Below are 248 nucleotides of genomic sequence, written 5' to 3'. Positions count from 1 at the left end.
GAGGAGATGGCCGCCAACGTGAAGCAGAACGCCCAGAACGCCAGCCAGACCGAGGCGATCGCGCGTCAGTCGGCGCAGGACGCCGAGGCCAGCGGTGCCGCGGTCGGGAAGGCGGTCGATGCCATGCAGACCATCGCCCAGAAGATCACCATCGTGCAGGAGATCGCCCGGCAGACCGATCTGCTGGCCCTCAACGCCGCCGTCGAGGCGGCGCGTGCCGGCGAGCACGGCCGCGGCTTCGCGGTGGT

1 protein-coding gene is annotated in these 248 nt (G+C 71.0%); it reads left to right on the top strand.

All coding sequences use genetic code 11. The features are described 5' to 3' along the window. On the top strand, positions 1-248 hold a 248-nt coding region (locus MKL09_RS15350; RefSeq protein WP_244021422.1), incomplete at both ends, for a methyl-accepting chemotaxis protein.

This window comes from Methylobacterium sp. J-048, from assembly GCF_022829515.1.
GTDB lineage: Bacteria > Pseudomonadota > Alphaproteobacteria > Rhizobiales > Beijerinckiaceae > Methylobacterium.
This window is presented reverse-complemented; position numbering and strand designations above follow the sequence as displayed.